We start from the raw sequence: 23508 nt of genomic DNA, 5'->3' as shown, positions 1-23508 counted from the left end.
TCTTTGATTATAAGTTGCTGTTCCTGTCGGAATTAAAAAAAATTTAATCCTTTTGGCATTTTTAGCTATAATACTAACAGTTAAAGTTCCATCTGTTTTAGGAAGAGATATCTAACCTTATCTATTGTAACAATTTCAGATTCACTAGCTAATGTTTCCGTTAAACAAAGTGAATTTAAAAATAAAATCGCTATTAAAAGAAGAGAGAATAAGTGCTTTGAAAGTTGCATTTAATACCCTCCAGTTCGTAATATTTATGATTTCATAATCTTATCAAATACATATATTTTTTATCTTTCGTAAAAAAATATACAAAAATACCTGTTTTTTTATGAATTCCCTTTTCGAAGGATCCATTTTTAGTCTTGGCGTGGTTTTTTTCCAAAATGCTGGCGGTACCCCATGCCCATCAACTTAAGAGTGTAAACAAACTGAACTTTCGTTCAGCTGGGTTAAAACATTCTTAAAATAGAAGTATATTCTTAAAAATGGGCATACCAAATAAACCCTAACGGATTTCACTTTTTTAATTATGCAATTTTCTTTTGTTTTCTCAATCCATTATACTCATAGACAACACCGATAATATCAAAGACAGTCTTCTTCTCATATCTGTGCGATTTCTGTCCATGCTTTTGTAGAAGGTGGAACAGGCTGATTAAAATCTTTGTTATTTTTTGGGTGTTTTATTGTATCGCTTGATACAAGATGTGTAAATGATCTTTGATCATTCCAATGGCTTTATATTCGCTTAATTCTCTTTTCTTCTTTTGTAAAATTAATTGTCTCATCTTAAATATAGTAGAAGAACATAGAAAAATAGCAATGCGTTTTCCATAAATGTGGCACTCTAATCGCTCTCGTTTGATATTGTACCAATCGTGAATTTGAAATAGGGACTTCCAAGTTTTAAAGATAACTTCAATCTGCCAACGGAGGGAATAAAAATCATGTATTTGTTCCATCGGAACCCACTCCAAAGGTGTATTGGTAACATAAATGTTCATACCAGCTAATCGTTTACTCTTTTCTGAGTACGTAATACCCTTTTTACTTTCCGTATATACTTGTTTTTTCTTACGTTCTCAAAGGTGCTTTTCAGTTAATCGATATATAATAACACGTGTAAATAGTTTTTTATCCTTTCCAATATAAGCATCTGTTATTTCATAGACCTGTCCTGATTTTAAGGTATTCATAATGTGTTCTAAATCAACTTTGATGTACTGAGACTGTTTTTTACTGCCCCATTTCGAAAATATTCAGGAAACTCATTTTGATATACACCATACTATTTAATTTCAGCCGTGATATATAATATACCTCACGTTGATCCATTTGATCTAAATCGTCCAGTGAATAATAACCTAAATCTCGAATACATAGGTCGCCAGGCCGTAATGTCGCTAAACATTTTGTCCCAAAGGTTTTATCATTATTCTTCCCTGGCTCAACTTGAAAATTTAAAAACTGTCCATTATGTAAATCATATTCTAATTGAATCTTTATACCTGCTGTTTGTGCACAACCACCCGAACCAGGATACACAATAGCTAAGTGTTTTGGTACTTGAAAAATCGTTGCATCTAAAATGCGAAGCAGTTGAAAATGGGTTAGTGAAGAACTGGAAATCACTGAGGTTTTACAAACTTTATTTTTTAATAATGCAGAGAAAACATGTTTTAAAAAGCAAACAGCTTTTTTATTAAACCGTTTATTTAGTCCTTCTGGACTAATAAGAGTTCCTGTGGCTGCATGTAGTTGACTACACAGTCTATAACTAAAGAATCACTCGCTATCCGTCGACTCACCCAAACACGGATAGTGGCTAAGAGTCGTCTCCTGAACACTTACGCTTTCTTTGAACCAAATCTAACACTCTAGTAAACCCTTCTAAGAATGAAGGAGTAAAATATTGATATAATCCCTCAGCAAATAATTGGAGTTCATCTTGAATCGAAAGATTCATAAAAAATGCCATCCTTTCTGTATATATCTACAAAAAGAATAGCGTATTTTTTCATTTTAGAGCAATTTTGTTTTATTAGCTTGATAGTGATGTAGCGGTCCCCCTTATAAGAAAAGGTTAGATATACCTCTGAATATACCTAATCCTTTCTTTGCTATTTGCCATCATAGAGTGTAAATGAATTAGCGGGGAGTTGCTGTGCAAAATTAGGAGTATTGATTTGTTCTATTGGTTCTTGCGGTATTTGTTTCATGTGTCGTTTTTCAAATGCTAATTGTATCCTTTGTAGCATAATATGTGCTGTAATAATAGTCAGGATGAAAAATGTAATAGGAACCATTGGAATCCAAGGGTGAACAGAGAGGGAACGAAAATAGAGACCAATTAAACCTGACCATTCATTGCTAACTGACTCAACCTCATTTCCGTAGAAAAGAATTGTACCACCAAAAAATAATTCTAAAATACCAAAATGGGAGAAAATGATTAAAGTTTGTACAAATTGTTGCATCATGACAATGATTAGAACAGGAAATATATTTGGAAATATGTGTTTTATAGCGAGATGAAATTTGCTTCCTCCTAATAGTGTAGCAGCTTCTATAAATTCTTCATTCAGTATCTTTTTTGTTTCCTTTGCAAAATAAAATATAAGAACGGGTAAAGCGAGAATGACTAAAACTATAATTTCAAATGATGCTCGTTCAAAGAAAGAGGGAACTGGATCCCCATGTTGAAAACGCAGTACTGTATCGAGAATAAAGTAACCAATGAGGGTCATTGGAACAACTGTAAAACAATCAAAGAGAGCTTCAAGTGTTTTAAAGCTTTTTCTTACATAAAAAGCGAAGAATAATCCAATTGATAGCCCAATAAATGTTCGTAGAAATGCTATCAATAACGATATACCAATGCTCCATTTCGCTCCATCTACTACTCGTTGTAATAAATCAAATCCCTTCATATCCGTACCTAACAGGAAAGTGAAAGAAGGAGGGAATGGTGCGGCTTGTACATTACCACTTTCATCATATAGAATGGATGTTTGGCGAATTTCCCCATCAAAAAATATAGAATTTCCGATACTTACTATGATTAATAGAAGCAAAAAGGATATACAAATTATGAAATACTTATCTCTTTTTAAATGGGCCCACATGTTAAGATTCTCCTTTCAGCTCATCAGGTATGAAAATATCGAAAAGTTTAAAGACAATAAAGATAGGAATGTAAATTAAAAACAATGTAATACAAAATATTTCAGGTGCGGGTTCTAATTCGGTGTTATACGTTTTTAAAAATGTGAAAATACCTTGAACATTGAGTAAGTATTCAATAATGTATAAATTAGATAACATATACCAAATATTTGTTTTTGAGAAGTAGAGAGTACTTAAAAAGACATTTCTTAGAACGTGCCGCTTGAGAATATAAAACGTGTCAAATCCTTTAGCACGTGCTAGCAAGGTATAATCTTTTTGTAATTCATTTTCAAAACGCAGCAATAGTAGCTTGTTAAACATAAGAATAGTTGGCAGACTTAAGCAAATAACCGGAAATAGTAAGATTGAGTTGTCTTTTGTACCAGCTATGCCTGCGATTAAAAAGTTTGTCTGTTTATAAATCCAAACGACAAGTAGTTGGAGACACAAAATGATAAAAATATCGGGAATTGCTTCTAATAGTAAAAAAAATGATTTTATTCTTTCTCTTTTTTTTACAGGGAGTAGCAGCAAGGCATAAACAGTCATAAAAGAAACTAATATGGAAATAAAAAGAGCAGATAAAAAGATAATAATGGTGTTTCCATATTGAATTAGAATTTGTGGAAATAGTGGTTTTGCCAATTTCGTGTAAGTTAATGGATCCCATCCTATTAATTTGGAGGTGACGTCCATAAGTGTGTGCAGGTAATTGTTAAAGTCGATCTTCATTCCAATAAATAAGTGTGGTAATGTGCCGATAAATATAATGATAATAAACGATAAGAATAGATGGAACGGTATCGTTAAATATGTTTGTGCAGAAATTTTTTTCATGTAAGTCTAACCTTTCCTATAAAGTGAAGCTACCATCAGTAGAGATTCTCTACTGATGATTAGCTTAATGAATCGGTTTTCATAACGAATTTATTAGAAGGAAACGCTTCATAGTATTGTGGACCAACAACCTATTTTTTCCCCCAAATAATTTTGCTAAAACATTACTCATACTAACAACCCCCTTATGAAATATTTGTATTACAATACAAATTATAACAAACTTAAAATAAAATATTCTATATAAATTAAATTTTCAGAAAAATATTGTCATTAATCATAGAAAAGAATCAATTTCATAGTTGTTTCTTTTCCTGTTTGCAAGTTTTTCTAACAGAGAAGAAGTTACGTGACAGCACAGTTCTTCAAAAAATAGTTGTAATTTATTTTGAATAGAAAGATTCATAAAAAACGTTATCCTTTCTAGTTAGTTTTTTAGAAAGAATAACGTTTTTTTACTTGGGGGTAGTGAAGATTCTTAAGTTGATGGATGTGTGGCGGTACCCCTTATAAATCATTATGTAGAAAATGAATTAACTGCAGAGCAGAAAATGAAATTCAAATTACTGACCGAAATATAAAAAGAAGTATCCCTTGTTCTAATTAGGGGTACTTCTTTTTTATCATGAACCTAAAGGGGAATATATCCTTATCTAAGGTAGAAAAGTATACTTTTCTACTTTTTCGTAGTTTATTACAAACCCTTACCATATCTACCACCACTAGCTCATTTACATAATTATCGTTAGCTAAAGTCATTTTTAAATTCTACATGTGAACTTTTTTCTTGTTCCGACGAATAAACCACCAAACCAAAGTTAGAAGTAGTATAATAAGCGGTATTCCCTGAATGAAGAGAAATCCTTTACAAAAATCAAGTCTAGTACTGTCTGGTGAGTCTGTTGCCATCCCACCTATAAAAATTGCCACTGGAATAGCAAGTATATTTATCCCTAAACCAGCTATTACGAATAATAGATTTAACTCATACCAAATGTTTTGAGTTAGTGACATAGCCGTAATAAATACAAATATTGAAGTACCAATTATAAGAAACGGTGTTACATAAAATACAATAAACTCCATAATATCCTTCCATTACGCTAATTGTACCACCAACAAGGACAAATTGGGATGAATAGGATATTTGCATGTAGTTAATATAACGTTCTATTATTGGTAGCAAAAAAGCAGATCCCTACTTTCGTGAGGAATCCACCCTTTTTTCTACAACTCTATGTTTATACATTCCTACCCCTGGCTGGAGATATCTCTTCTTAGTTTCACCAGAACATTCACCACGGCGTATTGTTACACTGAAATATAATAATAAAAATACAATACAACCTCTAATCCCAAATTACTTGTATCTCGACTAAATATTTTTTTCTTTGTATTCTGCATAACATTATGATGTGAAATGTTCTTATTTATTATAATATTAGGAAAGGATTACTTAAAGGAGTAGACAGATGAAAGTGTTAAAAAATTCATGTATCGCAATTGGAGCAAATATTATATTTTGCATAGCTTTATATGTATATTTTGCTTATCATTATGAACTTATTTATATTCACCCTGGCGAACCATATTTAGATACCGGACGCGATCTTACATATATGGTTTATGCCCTAATGATCCCATTAATTAGCGCCATTATCTTTTCAACTATGGCATTGAAAAAAAATAAAGATCATGCAAAATTTTTGGTTCCTAATATCTACTTTTCCATAATATTTTTGATACTCACTACTACCTGGTTTCTTTTTATGTGTATTTTAGTTTAACCGATACAGGCCTTAACATTACCCATTTTTATTTTTGACAAAATTACTTCTATAGAAAATATTAGTAAGTAGCAAAGCATCCCTCTCTTACTTTTCTACTTACTTGGTTTTTGAGATTTTAATTACCAAAACTTCCCCCACTTAATGTTGTAGTAGTAAATGAGGACATTCAAGAGGTTTTATAAGCAAAAAGTACACCACTATATATAAGTGATGTACTTTCACATGTCTGTAATTTTACAAAGTATAAATTGTCTTTTTTCATTTATTTAGGAAGCTCAACCCGAACAGTCGTCCCTTCCCCTTTCGTGCTATATACTGAAACGGTTCCGTTATGCAGTTCAACGATTTTCTGTACGATTGATAATCCTAATCCGCTACCTTCCACGTTTCTTGCTCTTGCCGTATCTACTTTGTAAAAACGATCAAAAATACGTTCCATTTCTTCTTTTCCCATGCCAATTCCGTTGTCGGATATAGAGATCATAACGCTAGACTCTAACTCTTCCACAACAAATTCAATTGTCCCAGCATCGTTTGAGAACTTAATACTATTTGTAAAAATATTACTCCACACTTGATGCAGTAAGTTTTCATCACCTTGTATTGTTATGTCTGGCACATCAAATTCAACAGCGATATCTTTTTCACGCCACTTCCATTCGAGCATAAAAATGACGTCTTTAATTTGCTTTTGTAAATTGAACTCTTTTATCTGTAATACTTTTTCTTCTTTATCTAAAGAAGCGAGCGTAAGTAACTGTTTACATAAACTAGACATTCGCTTACTTTCGCCCTCAATAATTCGTAAGTAATGGTTTCTTTCTTCTTCATTCATCTTTTCTGTTTGCAATGTTTTCGAAAAACCTTGTATAGAAGAAAGTGGCGATTGAAATTCATGTGAAACGTTCGAAACGAATTCTTGTCTCATTTCATCCAATTCTTTTATACTTTTCGTCATCTTCTGGAAGCTCGAAGCTAGCGTACCAATTTCATCTTTTCGTTTTACGTCTAATTCAATATCATATTCACCACTCGCAATTTTTTGCGTAGCCTTCGTAAATTTACGAATAGGACGAACGATATAACCTGCTGCAATTGCTATAAAAACGATACTTAATAGCACGATAAACACAAGTAATACCGCTAAGAAAATTCGCATCTCGCCAAATTGGTTCTGAATGTCAGGACGAATAAATAAAGCGTACTGCTTATCCCCGTGTTGTACTGGTACACCGACACTATTAATTAATTCATTATCGAAGAAACCTGTAATAAATAGGCGGGTCGGATATGTGGAAACGCCATTAAACGTTTCCCCTTGCAATACTTTATGAACGGTATCATCGCTAATAGACGTCTTACGAAACGCATTGCCGATACGCCTTCCATTCTTTTGGTCATCGACAATATAAATTTCATATCCCAATTTCGCAATAGACTGTAAGTATGCCTCTTTATTCTCTTCACTTTGCTTTTCATATAATGATTTTACTTCCTCAGCATACGTTAAAATCTTTTCACTGTTATACGGTTTTAGCTTTACTTGATAGTACACATTTGTTAATAAAAAGCCGATTATACTACTAAGTAGCATAATCCCGACCGTCATAAATACAAATCTAGAATATAGTGACTTCATTTTATTTCAACTCCAACTTATAACCGAGTCCACGCACCGTTGTAATTTGAAAATCGTCTGTTCGTTTTGAGAAACGATCTCTAAGACGTTTAACATGAACATCGACTGTTCGTTCGTCTCCTTCAAAGTCCATTCCCCACACTAACTCAATTAATTCTTCTCTTGAAAATGTTCTTCCGGGATAACTAGCCAGTTGCGATAATAACTCAAATTCCTTCAGCGGTAGTAAAATCGTTTGACCATTACACTTTACTTCAATACCTTTACGATCAATTGTCGTTCCGTGGAGTGTAATAATGTCAGCACTCAGCATTTGATAACGGCGCAGTAAAGCTTTCATACGGAAAATCACTTCAGCTGGTTCAAATGGTTTTACAATATAATCGTCCGTACCAGAAATGAACCCTTTTTCTTTATCGACTAACTGATCTTTCGCAGTTAATAAAATAACAGGTATATCATGATACTTCCGGATTTCCTCACATAACGTATAGCCATCCACAAACGGCATCATAATGTCTACTATCGCAAGGTGAATATTTTCCTTCTCTAAAATGCCTTGCGCTACCTTTCCATCTTCAGCCTCAAAAACTTTAAACCCTTCTTTTTGTAAATGGTAATGTAATAACTCTCTAATATGCTTATCATCATCAGCTAATAAAATATGTATCATCTTCATTAAACCCTCTCTCGTTCATCCTTCTACATTCTTACCTTAAAAAACAATTGGATTTTTTGCAAGGAAAAGAAAAACAAAATGTTATGAAACAGTTGTTTGGAATACAAGTTGATAAATAAAAAGAATCTATTTTGAAAAAAGATTATTCAAAATAGATTCTCACATTTTAGTATTAAGATTATTTTAATCAAAAACAATTGCTAACTCTTATTAAGCCTTAGTAATATCAACAAATCCTTCTCCGAATACATCACGAACATCGTGTATAGCGATGAAAGCAGCAGGATCCGTAGTTTGAACAATCCGCTTTAGCTTCACTACTTCTTGCTTATTAATAACAATATAAAGAATTTCCTTCGGAGTTTTCGTGTAATAGCCATGACCTGAGTACACAGTAACCCCTCTGTCCATTAAGGTAGTCACCTTTTTGGCAATTTCATTCGGGTTATCAGAAATAATCGTAATAGCCTTTTTCGGATTCAAACCTTCAATTACAAATTCCATTACTTTCGTTCCTACATATAGCATAATAATTGTCAGCATCAGCTTTTCTGCACCAATGATGAAATAAGATGAAAAAGCAACGATTAAATCGAAGAACAATAGACCATAGCTAATGCTCCAGCCTAAATACTTATGCGTCATTCTTGCTAAAATGGTAGTACCTGCAGTTGTTCCTCCAACACGAATGATGAGACCAATACCGCACCCGATAAATACTCCTCCAAAGATGGCATTTACTAGCATTTCATCCGAAGTAATATACCATCCTTCTGTCAAATGAAGAAATAGCGAATTAGTAACTACAGCAATAATCGTATAAATTGTTGTTATCTTATTCAAAAATTTATAGCCAGCTATTAACAAAATCGCATTTAGAATTAAGTTGACTAAGCCTGGTGACCACTCAAATAAATAGTAGGTAATAATCGTGATACCCGTTACCCCGCCTTCACCAAACTCGTTCGGGATAACAAACAAATTCACACCTAATGCAAAAAGGAATGCACCAATAATAATAAAAATAATGTCTGTCGTTCTTTTCTTCATATAGTACCTCACTTCTTATGTAAATATTTCTTCAAGTATAAGCTCTCACCATTATATCGTGGAACATTTAAATCGAACAGTGGTCTCTTTTATTTTAATATAAATTTTTAATTAAACTTTATTCTATATCTGTACATAAACTGACTCACACAAAGTTTGAACAAAAAAATGCGAAGTCATAGAATAGACTTCACATCTTACTGCTTTGTATCCCATTTTTCTAAACGGAGTAGAACAATACCCCATCCTCAGTCTTATTTTGAAAATAGAATGATCAAAATGGATTCCTCACCAGCGGATTTAAGTTGATTTTCTTATAAACATGCTATGTTCTAAAGGATTATTGCCATTGTATTTTACATTCATAAATTCCAGAAAAAGATTTACTTATCTTTATCCATATACTCTTTAATCTTTCGCTCTTCCCACTCTTTTCCGAATATCCCTAATGGAAGTGTTGTCAAACCGTGTATAACAATACCTATCCCCCAACCTCCAAGTGGATATAAGAACCATAATTTACTTGCATCAGAGCTTATATTTATAAAAAAAAGCATTAAGTTAACTAGTATATAAACCGTCAAATGAATATAAAACGCTTTTAAATTCTCCACTCTTTTTTTAGCTCTTACATAAACCTCATCTTGTTCCATCTTTAAACACCTCTTTCGATATTGTGTTTTTTTCACATTCACTCCAGTGTTAACATCATATTCTAATCGAAAATCCCTTATTCTAAAAAAACACAAAATAAAAAGGCCCTATATGAAAAGGCCTTTTTATTTGCTTATTCCATCTTTTTCATTTGATCTCCCTACCTAATAATTAAAGAATAATCCCCGAAAAACTCCCCTTCAATACTTCCTTTTCAACTTGATTCATACATGTAAACGTCGTAATAATTTTCATGCGATTTTTTTCATCAGGTTCAAATTGTTCAATTGTTACATCGCAACGAATCGTATCACCGCTAAAAACAGGGCGCAAAAATTCAAAATCCATCTTGCGGGCTAATACGTTATAATCACCACCAACTTTTGTAGGCAGCGTTGATGTTAACAGGCCTTGTACGACAAATCGCCCTTGCTCATCTGGCGTAACATGATGAACTCCTTCATCTTTAGACACCTCTGTAAATAACGCAACATCCTCTTTTGTAAACGTTCGCTCAAAAGTAATTCTTTCGCCTACTTGCAATTTCATCGATACCCCTCCTCAATTTCCTTTCTTACATAAGAAAAACCGAAACTAAAAATCAGTTCGGTTTTTCAAAACTAACGAAGTCTATTTACTTTAACGAATGAACAAACAATCCACTGCGCAGTTTCGGTTCGAACCACGTTGATTTGGGTGGCATTACTTCCCCGGCATCTGCGATTGCTAATAAATCTTCCATTGACGTTGGATATAATGCGAATGCAGCTTTATATGCACCGCTGTTCACAAGACGTTCTAGTTCTTCTAGTCCGCGGATTCCGCCGACAAAATCAATACGGGAATCAGATCGCGGATCATGTATTTCAAGTACTTGGCTTAATAAATGATCTTGCAAGATAGATACATCCAAACCTCTCACAAGATCGTTCGCATCAAACGTTTCCTCTTTCACAGTAAGCTTATACCACTTCTCGTTTATATACATGCCAAATGATTTTGGTTCATTTGGTTTATACGGAGAAACATTTGCTTCTTCCACATAAAAATATTGTTCAATTTGCTTTAAAAACTGTTCCTCTGATAAACCATTTAAATCTTTCACCACTCGGTTATAGTCCCAAATGGATAGTTCATCATGAGGGAATAAAACGGATAAGAAGAAGTTAAACTCCTCTTCTCCTGTGTAATTCGGATATTGTTCTCTTCGCATAAGCCCTACTTTTGCAGCTGATGCGGAGCGGTGATGTCCATCTGCAATGTACAAGTTAGGAATGTCTTCAAATGCGTTTACTAAAGTCGCAATTACATCTTCATCTGCAACCTTCCAAGCAACATGCTCTACACCGTCTTCTGCTGTAAATTTATAAATTGGCGCATGTTCTTCTTTCCAACTTGCAATTAAACGCTTCACTTCATCTTTTGTACGGTACGTTAAAAAGATAGGCCCCGTATTTGCGTCACACACATCAACGTGACGAATACGATCTAATTCTTTTTCATGACGCGTTCTTTCATGTTTTTTAATTGTGTCATCTTCATACTCGTCAATCGATGTACAAACAACAAGACCTGACTGCGTTCTTCCTTGCATAGTCAGTTCATAAATATATAGAGCTGGCTCTTCATCTTGAATGAATACTTCTTCTTGTATAAATCGATTTAAATTTTCACCCGCTTTTTCATATACGCGATCATCGTATGGTGAAAGCGCCGGATCTAAATCAATTTCTGCTTTATCAACGTGTAAGAAAGAATATGGATTTCCTTTTACAACTTCTCTTGCTTCTTCACTATTTAATACGTCATACGGTAAAGCTGCAACTTGCAATGCTTTACCTTCTACTGGACGAATGGCCCGAAACGGTCGGATTTTTGCCAAGTTCCTCTCTCCTTTACACAATCATTCGAACGGCTACAACACCTGTAATTTTGCTTATATTTTCCACAATATTCTCTTTAATTATATCATCAATTCCGTTATCGATATCAATCATTGTATACGCCCAAGAATGTTTACTACGATTAATCATATCTGCAATATTAATATGATGTTCAGCTAAACATCCTGAAATTTGTCCTACCATGTTCGGTACATTTTGATGCATAATTGTAATTCGTTTCTTACCGATATACGGCAGTTCTACGTTTGGATAGTTTACTGAATTACGAATATTTCCTGTCTCTAAATATTCACGTAATTGACGGGCTGCCATGACCGCACAATTTTCTTCAGATTCCGACGTAGATGCACCAAGGTGAGGCGTCGCTGTTACATTTTTCATCTTTATAACATTTTCATTTGGGAAGTCCGTTACGTAATGTGCAATAATCTCTTCTTCTAACGCTTTTTGAAGGACCTTTTCATCTACAAGTTCTCCTCTAGAGAAATTGAATAGACGCATTCCTTTTTTCATCGTCTCTATAGCGTGTTCCCCAATGATCCCCTTCGTTTGGTTCGTAAGAGGAATATGAAGTGTAATATAATCACACGTTGCAAAAATTTCATCTAGGCTAAACGCCCTTTGTACATGTGTAGAAAGACGCCACGCTGTTTCAACTGAAATGTAAGGATCGTATCCGACAACGTCCATTCCTAACGCTAACGCGTCATTTGCAACTAAAGCACCGATTGCGCCAAGGCCGATAACCCCTAGACGCTTCCCGGCAATTTCTGATCCAACAAATTGTTTTTTCCCTGATTCAACAAGCTGAGGTACTTCCTCACCCTCTAAATTTTTCGTCCAGCTTACTCCATTAATAATGTTACGGGAAGACATAATAAGGCTCGCGATAATAAGTTCTTTTACTGCATTTGCATTTGCCCCTGGCGTGTTAAATACTACAATTCCCTTTTCTGTACATCGATCTACAGGAATATTATTTACACCAGCACCAGCTCTTGCAATCGCCTTTAAATCTTTTGAAAACTCTTCTTGATGTAAAGAATAGCTGCGAAGTAAAATACCGTCTGGGTGGTCAATGCTATCCCCTACTTCATAACGTTCTCCGCCAAGAACTTGCAAACCTTTTTCCGCAATTTGATTTAACGTTTGAACACGAAACATATTCCCATCTCCCTATCTATTCTCAAGCTCAAATTCTTTCATATAATTTACTAATTGCTGTACGCCGTGTGCTGGCATCGCATTGTAAATACTAGCGCGCATTCCGCCGACTGAGCGATGTCCTTTTAGCGTAACGAAACCGCGTTCCTTCGCTTTTTGTAAAAACTGATTGTTAAGCTCTTCTGACGGTGTTGTAAACGGAATGTTCATAAGTGATCGATACGTAGGATCAACTGGTGAAGTAAACAATTTAGATTCATCTAAAAAATGATAGAGAAGTGACGATTTCATTCTATTTTGTTCTTCAATCGCAGATACTCCGCCTTGCTCTTTTAACCACTCTAGTACAAGTTTCGTAACGTAAATACTAAAGGATGGCGGTGTATTATATAAGGAGTTATTTTTACTGTAAGTTTCATAGTTTAACATTGTCGGACAAGAGCGATCTGCATCGCCAATTAAATCTTTTTTTATAATAGCAATCGTTAAGCCCGCTGGTCCTAAATTCTTTTGCGCTCCCGCATATATGAGACCAAACTGCGAAACATCATATTGTTCTGATAAAATATTTGAGGACATATCCGCAACAAGCGGCACTCTTTCTAAATGTGGAATGTCCACATATTTCGTCCCCTCAATCGTGTTGTTTGTTGTAATATGTACATAATCTAGTTTTACATCATTTAGTAAACCATCTAATTTAGGAATCGTAGTAAACTTCTCTTGCTCAGAAGAAGCAATCACTTGTACTTCCCCTACTTTTTCGGCTTCTTGCAGCGCCTTTTTAGACCATGAGCCAGTTAGTACGTACCCAGCTTTTTTGTACGTATTCATTAAATTTAACGGTATCATAGAAAATTGTAATGAAGCACCGCCTTGTAAAAATAATACTTCATACTCATCAGGAATGTTCATTAATTCACGAAGTAAGCTGCTCGCTTCATCAATAATACTTTGGAAATAAGAAGATCGATGACTCATTTCCATAATAGACATGCCTGTCCCGTTATAATTTACAAGCTCCTTTTGCACTTTCTCTAAAACTGGCAAAGGGAGTATTGATGGTCCTGCTGAAAAATTGTATACTCTCTCCATCACCCAGGTAACCTCCCTATTTCTCATTATTATTAATTTTTAAACTTTCTGAATTATAACTCACAATACGCTACATGGTCAATTTCTTTTCTATTATTAAGGCGTAAGACGCAATGGAACCGCTCGCAAACGCAACCATTTTTTTATAAACATGTAAAAAAGTGTTAAGTACATAATCGTACTTAACACTCTAGTAATAAATTATAATAGCTACTTACTCGTAAAAAACCGATCAAAAATTTGATAAATAGCAGCAAGACCAAAGAGCCAATAAATGGTGTCCACAAGCGCCGGCATAGAACCAAACCATTTCTCAACTACATTATAATCTAACGCCACAAACAACCAATTCAAACCGCCAAGAATCACCAAAATTACTGTAAGGTAAGACAAAAATTTCATTATGATTGCCCCCTAGGTGATAAGATGGTGAAAGGCCTTTCACTAAAAATATATGTACTATACTTAAAAACTTGCCTATTTTCAAAAATTTATTTTCGGTACCAACCGTTAATAACTGCCTCTGCCTCTTTACTATGTATTTGATACGCATGCATACTATCATTAGAGCCAATAAACCAAATGGAAAAACCTTTAAAATACGGCTTTGGTTCTAATACATCTCGGTAAGCACGCCATCCATTTAATTGCACATCTTTTGAAAACACATTTGAAACGTCTGGATTCCACGGATTTTGCAGTCCAAGTTCACGCGCTGGAACGTTGAATCCACCAAAGTAAACTGGCTTTCCGGTTGCTTTATGTAATTGTTCCAATTGCTGAACAATATTTTGCCCACGATTATAAACTGTCGTGGCAAATAAACTGTGCTTCACCTCTTCGTACGATGGATTTCTATTTCCTGAAACTTCAAACCAACTATCGATACTAACAATATCCACCTTTTTCAAATATGGACGATTTATTTTCTCTACAAACTTCGCCTCATAAGAAGGATCAAAGCTTGCCGTTAACCACCAATTCATTTGATACAAAACATTTCCTTTATACTGCTTACGAACAAAGTCAATCGTATCGCTCCAGTATCCTTCTGCATATTCCATATTAACGAAGTTAGAAGCAATCTTTAATCCATACACATTGTATTTACTAGTAATGGAATTAAAAATATCTTGTAGAACAACCGTTTTCCAATTCCAGAAGAAATCATTAATATTACTTGGATTCCATTCTGTCTCTCCTACATTTCCTCGTTGAATAAATGGGAACGGCTCCACTATAACTTGAATATTACGCTTTAATAATTCTTGAATTAAAATAATAGCCTGTTTCTTTTGTGCCTGATTAATTACCATATTAGTAGAAGTGACATTCGGAATATCCACTTGAATCGGTACATTTACGGTATTTAAATTTAAGCGCTCTACATCCGCTAACACTTTCGCCACATTTCCAACTTCCCATACCGTTACGTTTCCTGCTTTTATTTTTCCAGATTGAACAGTATTTACATCTGCCTGTACCTTTCCTTGGAAACAAAAAGAAAACAACATGATAAACACCCCTAAAAAAATTATTAAACTCTTATTTTTCTTCACAACTTTCCCCCTATATTTTTTGGCATTCTTGCTTATTCTATACAACGTTTCACATATATTCCAGAAAAAACAATGGAGTTTTCATCCATAAAAATGTTGTTCACCTTCATTCATTACTAATTCATACAAATTCTCTAAAAATAGTAAAGTAAATAAAAAGAGACCCTTACATATAGTAAGAGTCCCTTCTAACATTATTTCGGCTGTAAAGTTAACACTTTCCCTTCTATCCCCGCCGTATTAAGTGTAGTCGTATGATACGTGCCATTTACCCAATCCTCTATTTGATCATGATACCAATCACTTCTAAAATGTCCTGACTGTCCTGGTCCTACGATATGATAACCGTTTGACATATCTTTCGTATCAATGACAAATCGCCACGAGGCCCCGTGATTTACAATACCGTTATCATCGTAATTCGCTGCTTGAACAGTAACTTGACTTCCGCCAATTGGAACTGGTTTCTCACGATTAAATGCGAGTAATGCTAACATACTAGATGATCTCGAAATTGGATGTGTAAAAGCAAGTTGATGGTAATCGCCCCACTTCCACTCCGCAACATCGGGTCCATATTCCTTCTGTAATTTCTTCATGACATTCTCGTACGATGTATGCACAACTTCTGTGAAGCCTCCGTACTTCGTAAACCAAGCACTATTTTCACCATTTACTTGCTTACGAATTAATTCATCGACAACTTGTTGTTTCCCTTCAAACAGCTCCATTACATCTTTCGGTATTTCTTTTGAAAATAACGTATTTGAAATCTCCTTCATTAACAAATGAAAAATTAATGGCGCCGCTTCGTCTTTACTGTCGTAAAAGTTCCACTTTGTTAATTGTTTTACGCCTTCTTTCTCTACTTCATTTAAAGCTGTTTTATTTAACTCCTTTAAAAATATAGGCGCAAACTCTTTCCCGTATAAATTTTTTTGATCCATCTGTAAATCTTCTAAATCTTTCACCGTATACTTATCCTTCTCTTGCAAAAACTCTTGAATACGCATTTGCCTATATGGCTGCGCCCACGTATTACTAATATGGTACGGATAATCATCATCAACAATTTTATTGTTCGCAGTTGAAATAAACCCTTCTTTCGGATTGATTACTTTTGGAAGCTGATCAAATGGTATATACCCTTCCCATTCATATTCATCTGTCCACCCTGGAACTGGCAAACTACCATCTCCTTTTTTACGCACTGGTATATTTCCATTTGCTTTATACGCAATTGTGCCATCATTTGATGCAAATACAAAGTTTTGAGTTGGTGTATGAAAATCTTGGAGTGCAGTTTCAAATTCATTCCAGTCTTTTGCTTTATTCATATTTAATACAGCCTTTAACTCAGCTGACGACTCCAAAGCAGTCCACTTTAAAGCAAATACTGTTTTCGTTTTCTCCTTCCCCTTATCCGCAAACTCTGAAATGACTGGACCATGCCTCGTAACCGTAACGTTATAAGGAATTGTTTTCCCGCCTTTTACTTTAATAGATTCATCAACAACAGTAGCCTTTTCCCATTTATCGTTATACAAAAATTCATTTTCATTAGTAGGATTTCTCTTTTCAATATATAAATCTTGCACATCAGGACCTGTATTCGTAACGCCCCATGCTATTTTGTCATTGTGTCCTAATATAATACCTGGCACTCCAGCGAAAATAACGCCACTCACATGTAAATCTTTCATGTCAAGTCTCGTTTGATACCATATAGAAGGTGTCGCAAGAGATAAATGAGGATCATCTGCTAAAATCGGCTTACCAGAAGCACTCTTCTCACCGCTCACAACCCAGTTATTACTCCCGTTAAACTCAGGTGGAATGATTGTTTTTGAAAAGCTTTGCACTATATTCACATTTGTATTTTGCAGTTCAGCTAGTAATCTAGGTGCATCTTTCGGATATGTTGGAAATAGTTCATTCGCTTGCTCTTTCGGAAGATTTTTCAGCGCCCAATAACGAAACGCCTGTCCGTGCCAATGTCCTCCTAAATCAAACGCCATATACTTTCCAATCGTTAAAGAATCCACCATTGACCATTCAGCAGGTTCATAACCTAATAGAGTAAACTCAACTGGCAGTCTCTTTTCCGCTTTCGCCTCACGTATAAAAGCGTTCACCCCATCAGCAAATGACTGCAAAGCGTATTTCGCTTCCCCATCATATTGACTAACAGACGCTTCTGCTGCGCGACGTAAACCGAGCGTTCGAAACAACTTATCTCTATCAACAGCTGCTTCTCCAACTACTTCACTTAATGTCCCAGAAGCTTGTCTTCTACTTAAATCCATTTGAAACAAACGATCTTGCGCTTGTACATATCCTTGCGAAAAATATAAATCATGTGCATTTTCCGCTTTAATATGCGGTACACCTTTACTATCTCGCTTCACCGTAACAGCATGTTGTAAATCCTCTATCTTTATCGTTCCATCTATCTTTGGCATAGATCTCAGCGTATATATGTTCAAAAAAATTGCAGTGCAGATAACCAACAAAAGAACGATACTACTAGACCAAATAAAAATTCTTTTTCCTTTACTTCGTTTTTTCTTTATGACGACCTCCACATATAACCCCTCCTTCCTGAAACTATTCGCTTCTATTGTGAAAGAACCTTTTAGAAAAGTTGAAAAACCCTTACTTTCTCATGCTATGGATCATACAAACCGAACACCGCTCTCTTACGCACTATTTCCTTTCCTTTACTGAAGTTTACTCGTCCTTCCTTACACCAATTCCTCAAAATTCCCTTCACATAAGCGAACGTTCGCTTATTATGTTCAAACGCAACTTTAAGTGCCTCTAGTACTGCACTTCCTGAAACTCTTTTCATCCATCCCTTTAATCCCTTCACGATATATGGGGATAAACTACTAATATGTTGTTCATAAAACTTGTAAACTTCGCTATAGGAAGTAGTCTCTTCTACCTTTTCTACATCTTCCTCCTCTTCAATAACTGTTTCTGAACTACTATTCACCTCTTCTGTTGGCATACCAAAATGCTGCAGTAACAACGGAATCTTCCATCCTTCTTCAAGACATTTACGTAAAAACATATGTATGAATGCTTTACTTTTCACAGCCTTTAATTCACGTAACACACACTTTTCTATATTCGTATTTAAGATAGGATTATAGCGTAGCCAATTTGTAATATATAACTCTTTCGTTTCCATATCATATAAAATCTTTCCGTATTCAACAAAGCGGTTCAACAACTTCTCAACAGTTTCCATACTGTAACCTGTTTCAAGCTCTGCCAAACGCTTCGGTAATATGTAAATTCCACATTGCTTCGTTTTCGTACCAGTTAACAAATATATATAAAAATAACGCTCCTCTGGCGTTAAATCTAATATGAATTCATCTTGCCAAAAGTTCACCCGCACATTACGGTATACCGCCATCTGTTCCCCCTCCTCCTTTTATTCTTAAAAAAGCAAAATTCAATCCTTCAATATAAAAATAGGAATAAGGGAATGGTTTTGGCATTTGAATTCCAAAATTTTTAACTACTACAACGACGGTTTTATTTTTTCGCGCTTTTTTGTTCTTGTAGTTGTTTTTGTTTTGTTTTTGTTTAATGATTTATTACTTGGTAGGTGCTTATAAGGGGCTTGGAAGGGGCTTATATAGTGGTTTTAAAATAAAAAGTTAGATCTTAGTTTTTAATTACATATGTCTCCTACACTCTTCTTACAATATACAAAAATATATTTACTGGATTTATTAATCCTCTTAAAATCTCGCTACATTGAATTCCCTCACTTCAAAAATCTATGTAGAAAGCCATGCATCTGTATTTTTTCTCCCCGCATCCTCACAATTATAGATAGTTAGACTTTCAAAATGACTAACTAAATTGCCAAGGAATGATAGAAAGTAGACATCCCGCTCACATACGATTAGTATGAAATTTGAGAAGTATGGAAGACTCGGTAAAAATGCACACTAGATCATTACAATTAAAATGGTTTTTATATTAAGGAAGGAAGTGCACAACTATGGATTTTAAAACAGTTATGCAAGAGCTTGAAGCCCTCGGTAAGGAAAGAACGAAAAAAATATACATATCTAACGGTGCGCACGAGCCAGTTTTTGGAGTTGCTACAGGTGCTATGAAACCGATTGCTAAGAAAATAAAATTAAATCAAGATTTAGCTGAGGAACTTTATTCCACAGGTAACTACGATGCTATGTACTTTGCAGGTATTATTGCAGATCCAAAGGCTATGAACGAATCTGATTTTGATCGCTGGATAGACGGGGCGTATTTTTATATGCTATCCGATTATGTGGTGGCAGTAACTTTATCAGAATCAGACATTGCACAAGATGTTGCTGATAAATGGATTGCGAGCGGTGACGAGCTTAGGATGTCAGCTGGCTGGAGTTGCTACTGCTGGCTTTTAGGGAATCGCAAAGACAATGAATTTTCCGAAAGCAAAATTTCCGATATGCTTGAAATTGTGAAAAATACAATTCATGATTCTCCAGAACGAACAAAATCTGCTATGAATAATTTTTTAAACACTGTTGCAATTTCGTATGTACCACTACACGAAAAAGCTGTCGAGACTGCAAAAGAAGTTGGTATAGTTGAAGTAAAACGTGATAATAAAAAAAGCAGTTTGCTAAATGCTTCTGAAAGTATTCAGAAAGAACTTGATAGAGGAAGACTTGGCTTCAAACGTAAATATGTAAGATGTTAAAAGTAGAAAGGTGTCAATCTAGGAAAGATTGACACCTTTTTTGTGGACATTAATGAACTAACGGGATCAAAAGTTCAAAGGTTCCCTCTGTACAACTTATACTTCTTCTTTCATTTTATATACCCTATCTCTTTTCTCATCATTTTTGATAAAAGTAAGCTTCCCTTCCTTAACAAAACCTTCTAATATTAAGCATACTTGTCCATATGCTTTTGGCTTATCCGTTGTAAATCTTTCATCTGGTATTTTACCGGATCGTATTAATTGTTCGCATAGCTCAAGTGCACTTATTTCTTCAGAATTAATTAACTCCAAAATATCTTTTTGCAATGGCGATAAAGGTACTGGTATCTCAGCTACCTCCACCTTTTCTTTTTCTTCTTCAAATAAATCTTCAAATGAAATTTGATTCATTACATCTTTTCCTTTCTAACAATGGATTTGTATAACATAAACTGAATTCTATATGTACTGGAACTTTTTTATTTAGTTATTATCATGAATTCCTTATCTCATTACATGAATTTCATAAATTATGTACATCGTTTCAAGTAGTATGTTTCGATTATACCAAATATACGTTCTACTATCTATTGTAGAATTTGTTATAACAGAAATGAAAGTAGTAGTGAACATCATCATTTGTTAGTTGCATAAAACATGTAACTTAAGAAATTTCTATTCTCCCAAAATAAAGAAGATGACGAGATAAGATTGTAGTATCTGAAAACGAAACAGTTTCTAAATCCTAGTTAAGCAGATACGGTAAGCAAGTATTCTATGTTACGAATGAAAAAAGGATCTGATATTCCTATCAGATCCTTTTTCACTATGTATAATTATTTCACTGCTTCTTTTATAAATTTAAGTTCTTGATACATATATCGCTTCACACGAGGTTGCTATTTACTAGTACACAATAACTGGTTCATACGTACTTAAATTATCATACACAGTTTTTGCAACACTAGGAGGAAGGTTAACACACCCTCCAGATCCGCCGGTTAAATAGGCATTATTTGCCCAGTTTGTTCGCCAGCCGGCATCGTGGAATCCTTGGCCACCATTTGTGAACGGAGCCCAATAATCTACTTTAACAGCATAATCAGCTTTACCTACTGCACTACCTTTGAGTGTGTATGGTGTTCGTTTATAAAGGATGTACCACACACCTGGTGATGTATCTTCACCCGTGCTATGTTTCCCAGTAACTACATTTGTTGTCACTGCTAAATTTCCGTCCTTGTAAATCCAAATTTGTTGCTCTGCAATTGAAACTTCCGCATACGTGTCTCCGATGCCATTATTCGATGTTGTCTCATAACCGATGCCTTCCTTATTCCAGCCATTTCCGTGAATATTAGAAGCAGAAAGCGATTTTTCGCCTTTTTCAAAGGCTTGCCCAACTTGCTTTGTTTCTTTTTCAACATCTAGTGCCCAGCCATAGCCCTGTCCTTTTACTGAAATGACCGAACCAGAATGAGTTTTAAATGCGAAATCTTTATTTAATGTTGATTTAGCATTATTAATTTCAGCAATCTTATCCTTAATGCCACTCGCATCGATTGTAACTTTCATATCCTTTGACATAGAGGCATTTTGAATTAAATCTTTCGCTTTTAATGGATACACTTCATTCTGTACCTTATAATCAACGGACTGTTGAAGAAGATCCTGTAGTGCTTTCTCTTCTTTTTTGATAATCGGATTGTCTTCTTTAATAGGCTGTATGTATGTAGACTTCAGATGAATTTCGCTTTTATACTTCTGTTTTTCGTAATCTTTCAATATACTAGCAACGTCATACTGTTTCCCATCAACACTTTTCGAGACAACCAATTTTCCTTGCTCGAGCTTCGCCATAGCATCTTGAGGCGCTTTTAACTTTTTATTCATAGAGACGAGCTTTTCTTCTACAAGTTTTTTCAACGTTTCGCTACGATATTGATCCGCCTTTTCTGGTAGCAGTGAATAATTTGTTTCCTTTGAGGAAGGGAAAAATGTCCACTGGCTTTTTAATAGTTTCTTAACTTGAGGCAAATCTTTTTCCGTAAGTTCCGTTTTCGTATCTTCTTCATCTAAAATTTGTTGTTGCCCGACATAGACTTTGTTTTCTAGTCCAGATGTTTTTAATTTCTGTATTGCCTGATTAGCAGTCATACCATCGACTTTTGTGCCATTAATCGTAACATTTGAATTGAAGTGGGTTGCCTGATAATAACTCATTCCCCCAATGAGAAGTGTAATTATACCACCACCCGCTGCGATAAGCTTCCAATTTGGAAAACGTTTGCTTGATCTTACTCTTTTTTTATCTACTTCTTCAACTGGCTCATTTATTGCATTGTTGTTCATTAATCTTTCCCCCGTATATATCAACATCAATCGATTTTAAACCAAAACCATTGACTAGTGTACCTTATTGTTCTTAGAATTTCATTATTTTTGACTAAATTTTATCGCATTTAATTGATTTAATTTAGACTTTTTAATAAAACGACACATCTTTTACATAGAAATTCACTTTTAATTTCAATAGAAAAAAGCTAAAAGGACTTTATTTTTTCTCCTGATTTTCTACTTTCAAATCCTTCCGAAAAATCACAACCACCTAATGAAAAAACAAATACACATAATTGGATAGCATCAACATTTCGTACGCTTAGAATTCCCTGTCCATACCTTACGAATTTGTAAGCTTTTTGTCATGTAATTGAATAGTACTAATTAATACAAAGGGATTATAATACTGACTATACAGCACTTATTATATGGTGAATAAACTTAAAGACGGAGGTCTAAAATGAAAAAATATATTTTATCTTTCATACCATTTATCTTAGGAATCGGATGTTTAGTTAGCTTTAATACGATCGGATCTAAAATCGCAGCAGATGGCACTCTTGTAGAACCGTTTTATTTACTACCAATTGGTTATTCATTGATAGCTATCGGTATTATTAGTCTTTTTGTAAGTAAAATAAAAAAAGTTAATAGATAAAAAAGAATCTTACCTTACAAGTAAGGTTCTTTTTTTATGGGATAACATTTTGAAAGTAAACTAATACATAGAAGTTTACTTTAAATTTCACTAGAAAAAAGGCCAAAAGATGACATTGAATAAGTCATCTTTTGGCCTCAAAACATCTATAAAAATTTTATTATTTGTCCTGATTTTCTACTTTTTCAGTTTTAGAACTGAAGCCACTTTTAAATCCATCGAAAAAATCACAA

The 23508-nt window shown here is 34.5% G+C and carries 21 protein-coding genes and 1 pseudogene; 3 read left to right on the top strand and 19 right to left on the bottom strand.

All coding sequences use genetic code 11. The features are described 5' to 3' along the window. Positions 1 to 80: 80 nt before the first annotated feature. The 5 genes and pseudogenes from COI75_RS26785 to COI75_RS04720 all read right to left on the bottom strand — a co-directional run bounded on the left by COI75_RS26785 (position 81) and on the right by COI75_RS04720 (position 5094). Positions 81 to 230 (bottom strand): hypothetical protein, encoded by a 150-nt coding sequence (locus COI75_RS26785; protein ID WP_001177197.1) that lies wholly within the window; start codon positions 228 to 230, stop codon positions 81 to 83. Positions 231 to 530: 300 nt separating this feature from the next. After that, positions 531 to 1969: pseudogene (locus COI75_RS04735) on the bottom strand (IS4 family transposase). A 154-nt stretch (positions 1970 to 2123) separates the two neighbouring features. After that, a complete protein-coding gene (locus COI75_RS04730) occupies positions 2124 to 3128 on the bottom strand; it encodes an ABC transporter permease (RefSeq protein ID WP_000263305.1) in 1005 nt (334 codons plus the stop codon). A 1-nt stretch (position 3129) separates the two neighbouring features. Continuing rightward, positions 3130 to 4008, bottom strand: coding sequence for an ABC transporter permease subunit (locus tag COI75_RS04725; protein ID WP_000723895.1), 879 nt, complete (start codon positions 4006 to 4008; stop codon positions 3130 to 3132). A gap of 768 nt (positions 4009 to 4776) precedes the next feature. Continuing rightward, positions 4777 to 5094, bottom strand: a complete 318-nt coding sequence (locus COI75_RS04720) for a hypothetical protein (protein ID WP_000394435.1) — start codon at positions 5092 to 5094, stop codon at positions 4777 to 4779. A gap of 386 nt (positions 5095 to 5480) precedes the next feature. Between COI75_RS04720 and COI75_RS04715 the strand changes: the two genes are divergently transcribed. After that, positions 5481 to 5795: a hypothetical protein gene (locus COI75_RS04715; RefSeq protein ID WP_000866210.1), complete on the top strand. Its 315-nt coding sequence runs from the start codon at positions 5481 to 5483 to the stop codon at positions 5793 to 5795. Between the two features lie 265 nt (positions 5796 to 6060). On the opposite strand, the gene COI75_RS04710 is transcribed toward COI75_RS04715, so the two are convergent. From COI75_RS04710 to COI75_RS04655, 12 genes are all read right to left on the bottom strand, one after another. After that, positions 6061 to 7437, bottom strand: a complete 1377-nt coding sequence (locus COI75_RS04710) for a sensor histidine kinase (RefSeq protein WP_000839536.1) — start codon at positions 7435 to 7437, stop codon at positions 6061 to 6063. A 1-nt stretch (position 7438) separates the two neighbouring features. Further along, entirely contained in the window at positions 7439 to 8116 is a 678-nt protein-coding gene (locus COI75_RS04705) for a response regulator transcription factor (RefSeq protein ID WP_002095510.1), read from the bottom strand. Between the two features lie 210 nt (positions 8117 to 8326). Continuing rightward, a complete protein-coding gene (locus tag COI75_RS04700; protein WP_000747491.1) occupies positions 8327 to 9166 on the bottom strand; it encodes a YitT family protein in 840 nt (279 codons plus the stop codon). 383 nt (positions 9167 to 9549) lie between these two features. Continuing rightward, the gene (locus COI75_RS04695; RefSeq protein WP_000434264.1) at positions 9550 to 9819 is read right to left on the bottom strand and encodes a 2TM domain-containing protein; all 270 of its coding nucleotides are present in this window, start codon (positions 9817 to 9819) and stop codon (positions 9550 to 9552) included. Positions 9820 to 9991: 172 nt separating this feature from the next. Continuing rightward, complete coding sequence (locus tag COI75_RS04690; RefSeq protein ID WP_000776368.1) at positions 9992 to 10369, bottom strand: hypothetical protein; 378 nt, start codon at positions 10367 to 10369, stop codon at positions 9992 to 9994. A gap of 85 nt (positions 10370 to 10454) precedes the next feature. Then, the gene (locus COI75_RS04685; RefSeq protein ID WP_001063089.1) at positions 10455 to 11702 is read right to left on the bottom strand and encodes a DUF1015 domain-containing protein; all 1248 of its coding nucleotides are present in this window, start codon (positions 11700 to 11702) and stop codon (positions 10455 to 10457) included. Between the two features lie 13 nt (positions 11703 to 11715). Then, on the bottom strand, positions 11716 to 12888 hold the full coding sequence (locus COI75_RS04680; RefSeq protein ID WP_000490245.1) for a 3-phosphoglycerate dehydrogenase family protein: 1173 nt from the start codon (positions 12886 to 12888) through the stop codon (positions 11716 to 11718). A 12-nt stretch (positions 12889 to 12900) separates the two neighbouring features. Then, the gene (gene serC / locus COI75_RS04675) at positions 12901 to 13983 is read right to left on the bottom strand and encodes a 3-phosphoserine/phosphohydroxythreonine transaminase (RefSeq protein WP_002095509.1); all 1083 of its coding nucleotides are present in this window, start codon (positions 13981 to 13983) and stop codon (positions 12901 to 12903) included. A gap of 210 nt (positions 13984 to 14193) precedes the next feature. Then, on the bottom strand, positions 14194 to 14385 hold the full coding sequence (locus tag COI75_RS04670; RefSeq protein WP_000670799.1) for a DUF378 domain-containing protein: 192 nt from the start codon (positions 14383 to 14385) through the stop codon (positions 14194 to 14196). Between the two features lie 89 nt (positions 14386 to 14474). Then, positions 14475 to 15542 (bottom strand): glycoside hydrolase family 113, encoded by a 1068-nt coding sequence (locus COI75_RS04665; RefSeq protein WP_000739748.1) that lies wholly within the window; start codon positions 15540 to 15542, stop codon positions 14475 to 14477. 194 nt (positions 15543 to 15736) lie between these two features. After that, a complete protein-coding gene (locus COI75_RS04660; RefSeq protein ID WP_000454335.1) occupies positions 15737 to 18127 on the bottom strand; it encodes a penicillin acylase family protein in 2391 nt (796 codons plus the stop codon). A gap of 83 nt (positions 18128 to 18210) precedes the next feature. Next, entirely contained in the window at positions 18211 to 18969 is a 759-nt protein-coding gene (locus COI75_RS04655; RefSeq protein ID WP_000312129.1) for a DnaD domain-containing protein, read from the bottom strand. Between the two features lie 597 nt (positions 18970 to 19566). On the opposite strand from COI75_RS04655, the gene COI75_RS04650 reads away from it, so the two are divergent. Further along, positions 19567 to 20274, top strand: coding sequence for a DNA alkylation repair protein (locus COI75_RS04650; protein ID WP_000346311.1), 708 nt, complete (start codon positions 19567 to 19569; stop codon positions 20272 to 20274). Positions 20275 to 20370: 96 nt separating this feature from the next. On the opposite strand, the gene COI75_RS04645 is transcribed toward COI75_RS04650, so the two are convergent. Beyond that, on the bottom strand, positions 20371 to 20688 hold the full coding sequence (locus COI75_RS04645; RefSeq protein ID WP_001071906.1) for a DUF3895 domain-containing protein: 318 nt from the start codon (positions 20686 to 20688) through the stop codon (positions 20371 to 20373). Between the two features lie 495 nt (positions 20689 to 21183). Next, positions 21184 to 22629, bottom strand: coding sequence for a L,D-transpeptidase family protein (locus COI75_RS04640; protein WP_001062025.1), 1446 nt, complete (start codon positions 22627 to 22629; stop codon positions 21184 to 21186). A 448-nt stretch (positions 22630 to 23077) separates the two neighbouring features. On the opposite strand from COI75_RS04640, the gene COI75_RS04635 reads away from it, so the two are divergent. Further along, positions 23078 to 23275, top strand: coding sequence for a DUF3955 domain-containing protein (locus tag COI75_RS04635; RefSeq protein ID WP_000759974.1), 198 nt, complete (start codon positions 23078 to 23080; stop codon positions 23273 to 23275). Positions 23276 to 23508: the final 233 nt, after the last annotated feature.

This window comes from Bacillus cereus (assembly GCF_002564555.1).
GTDB classification, from domain to species: domain Bacteria; phylum Bacillota; class Bacilli; order Bacillales; family Bacillaceae_G; genus Bacillus_A; species Bacillus_A cereus_K.
This window is presented reverse-complemented; position numbering and strand designations above follow the sequence as displayed.

Excerpts from the sequence above, each read along its gene's own strand:
- COI75_RS04635 (WP_000759974.1), top strand. The coding sequence starts at position 23,078 with ATGAAAAAATATATTTTATCTTTCATACCATTTATCTTAGGAATCGGA.
- COI75_RS04650 (WP_000346311.1), top strand. The coding sequence starts at position 19,567 with ATGGATTTTAAAACAGTTATGCAAGAGCTTGAAGCCCTCGGTAAGGAA.
- serC (WP_002095509.1), bottom strand. The coding sequence starts at position 13,983 with ATGGAGAGAGTATACAATTTTTCAGCAGGACCATCAATACTCCCTTTG.
- COI75_RS04670 (WP_000670799.1), bottom strand. The coding sequence starts at position 14,385 with ATGAAATTTTTGTCTTACCTTACAGTAATTTTGGTGATTCTTGGCGGT.
- COI75_RS04695 (WP_000434264.1), bottom strand. The coding sequence starts at position 9,819 with ATGGAACAAGATGAGGTTTATGTAAGAGCTAAAAAAAGAGTGGAGAAT.
- COI75_RS04690 (WP_000776368.1), bottom strand. The coding sequence starts at position 10,369 with ATGAAATTGCAAGTAGGCGAAAGAATTACTTTTGAGCGAACGTTTACA.
- COI75_RS04705 (WP_002095510.1), bottom strand. The coding sequence starts at position 8,116 with ATGAAGATGATACATATTTTATTAGCTGATGATGATAAGCATATTAGA.
- COI75_RS26785 (WP_001177197.1), bottom strand. The coding sequence starts at position 230 with ATGCAACTTTCAAAGCACTTATTCTCTCTTCTTTTAATAGCGATTTTA.
- COI75_RS04680 (WP_000490245.1), bottom strand. The coding sequence starts at position 12,888 with ATGTTTCGTGTTCAAACGTTAAATCAAATTGCGGAAAAAGGTTTGCAA.
- COI75_RS04720 (WP_000394435.1), bottom strand. The coding sequence starts at position 5,094 with ATGGAGTTTATTGTATTTTATGTAACACCGTTTCTTATAATTGGTACT.
- COI75_RS04715 (WP_000866210.1), top strand. The coding sequence starts at position 5,481 with ATGAAAGTGTTAAAAAATTCATGTATCGCAATTGGAGCAAATATTATA.
- COI75_RS04640 (WP_001062025.1), bottom strand. The coding sequence starts at position 22,629 with ATGAACAACAATGCAATAAATGAGCCAGTTGAAGAAGTAGATAAAAAA.
- COI75_RS04700 (WP_000747491.1), bottom strand. The coding sequence starts at position 9,166 with ATGAAGAAAAGAACGACAGACATTATTTTTATTATTATTGGTGCATTC.
- COI75_RS04725 (WP_000723895.1), bottom strand. The coding sequence starts at position 4,008 with ATGAAAAAAATTTCTGCACAAACATATTTAACGATACCGTTCCATCTA.
- COI75_RS04645 (WP_001071906.1), bottom strand. The coding sequence starts at position 20,688 with ATGAATCAAATTTCATTTGAAGATTTATTTGAAGAAGAAAAAGAAAAG.
- COI75_RS04730 (WP_000263305.1), bottom strand. The coding sequence starts at position 3,128 with ATGTGGGCCCATTTAAAAAGAGATAAGTATTTCATAATTTGTATATCC.
- COI75_RS04655 (WP_000312129.1), bottom strand. The coding sequence starts at position 18,969 with ATGGCGGTATACCGTAATGTGCGGGTGAACTTTTGGCAAGATGAATTC.
- COI75_RS04710 (WP_000839536.1), bottom strand. The coding sequence starts at position 7,437 with ATGAAGTCACTATATTCTAGATTTGTATTTATGACGGTCGGGATTATG.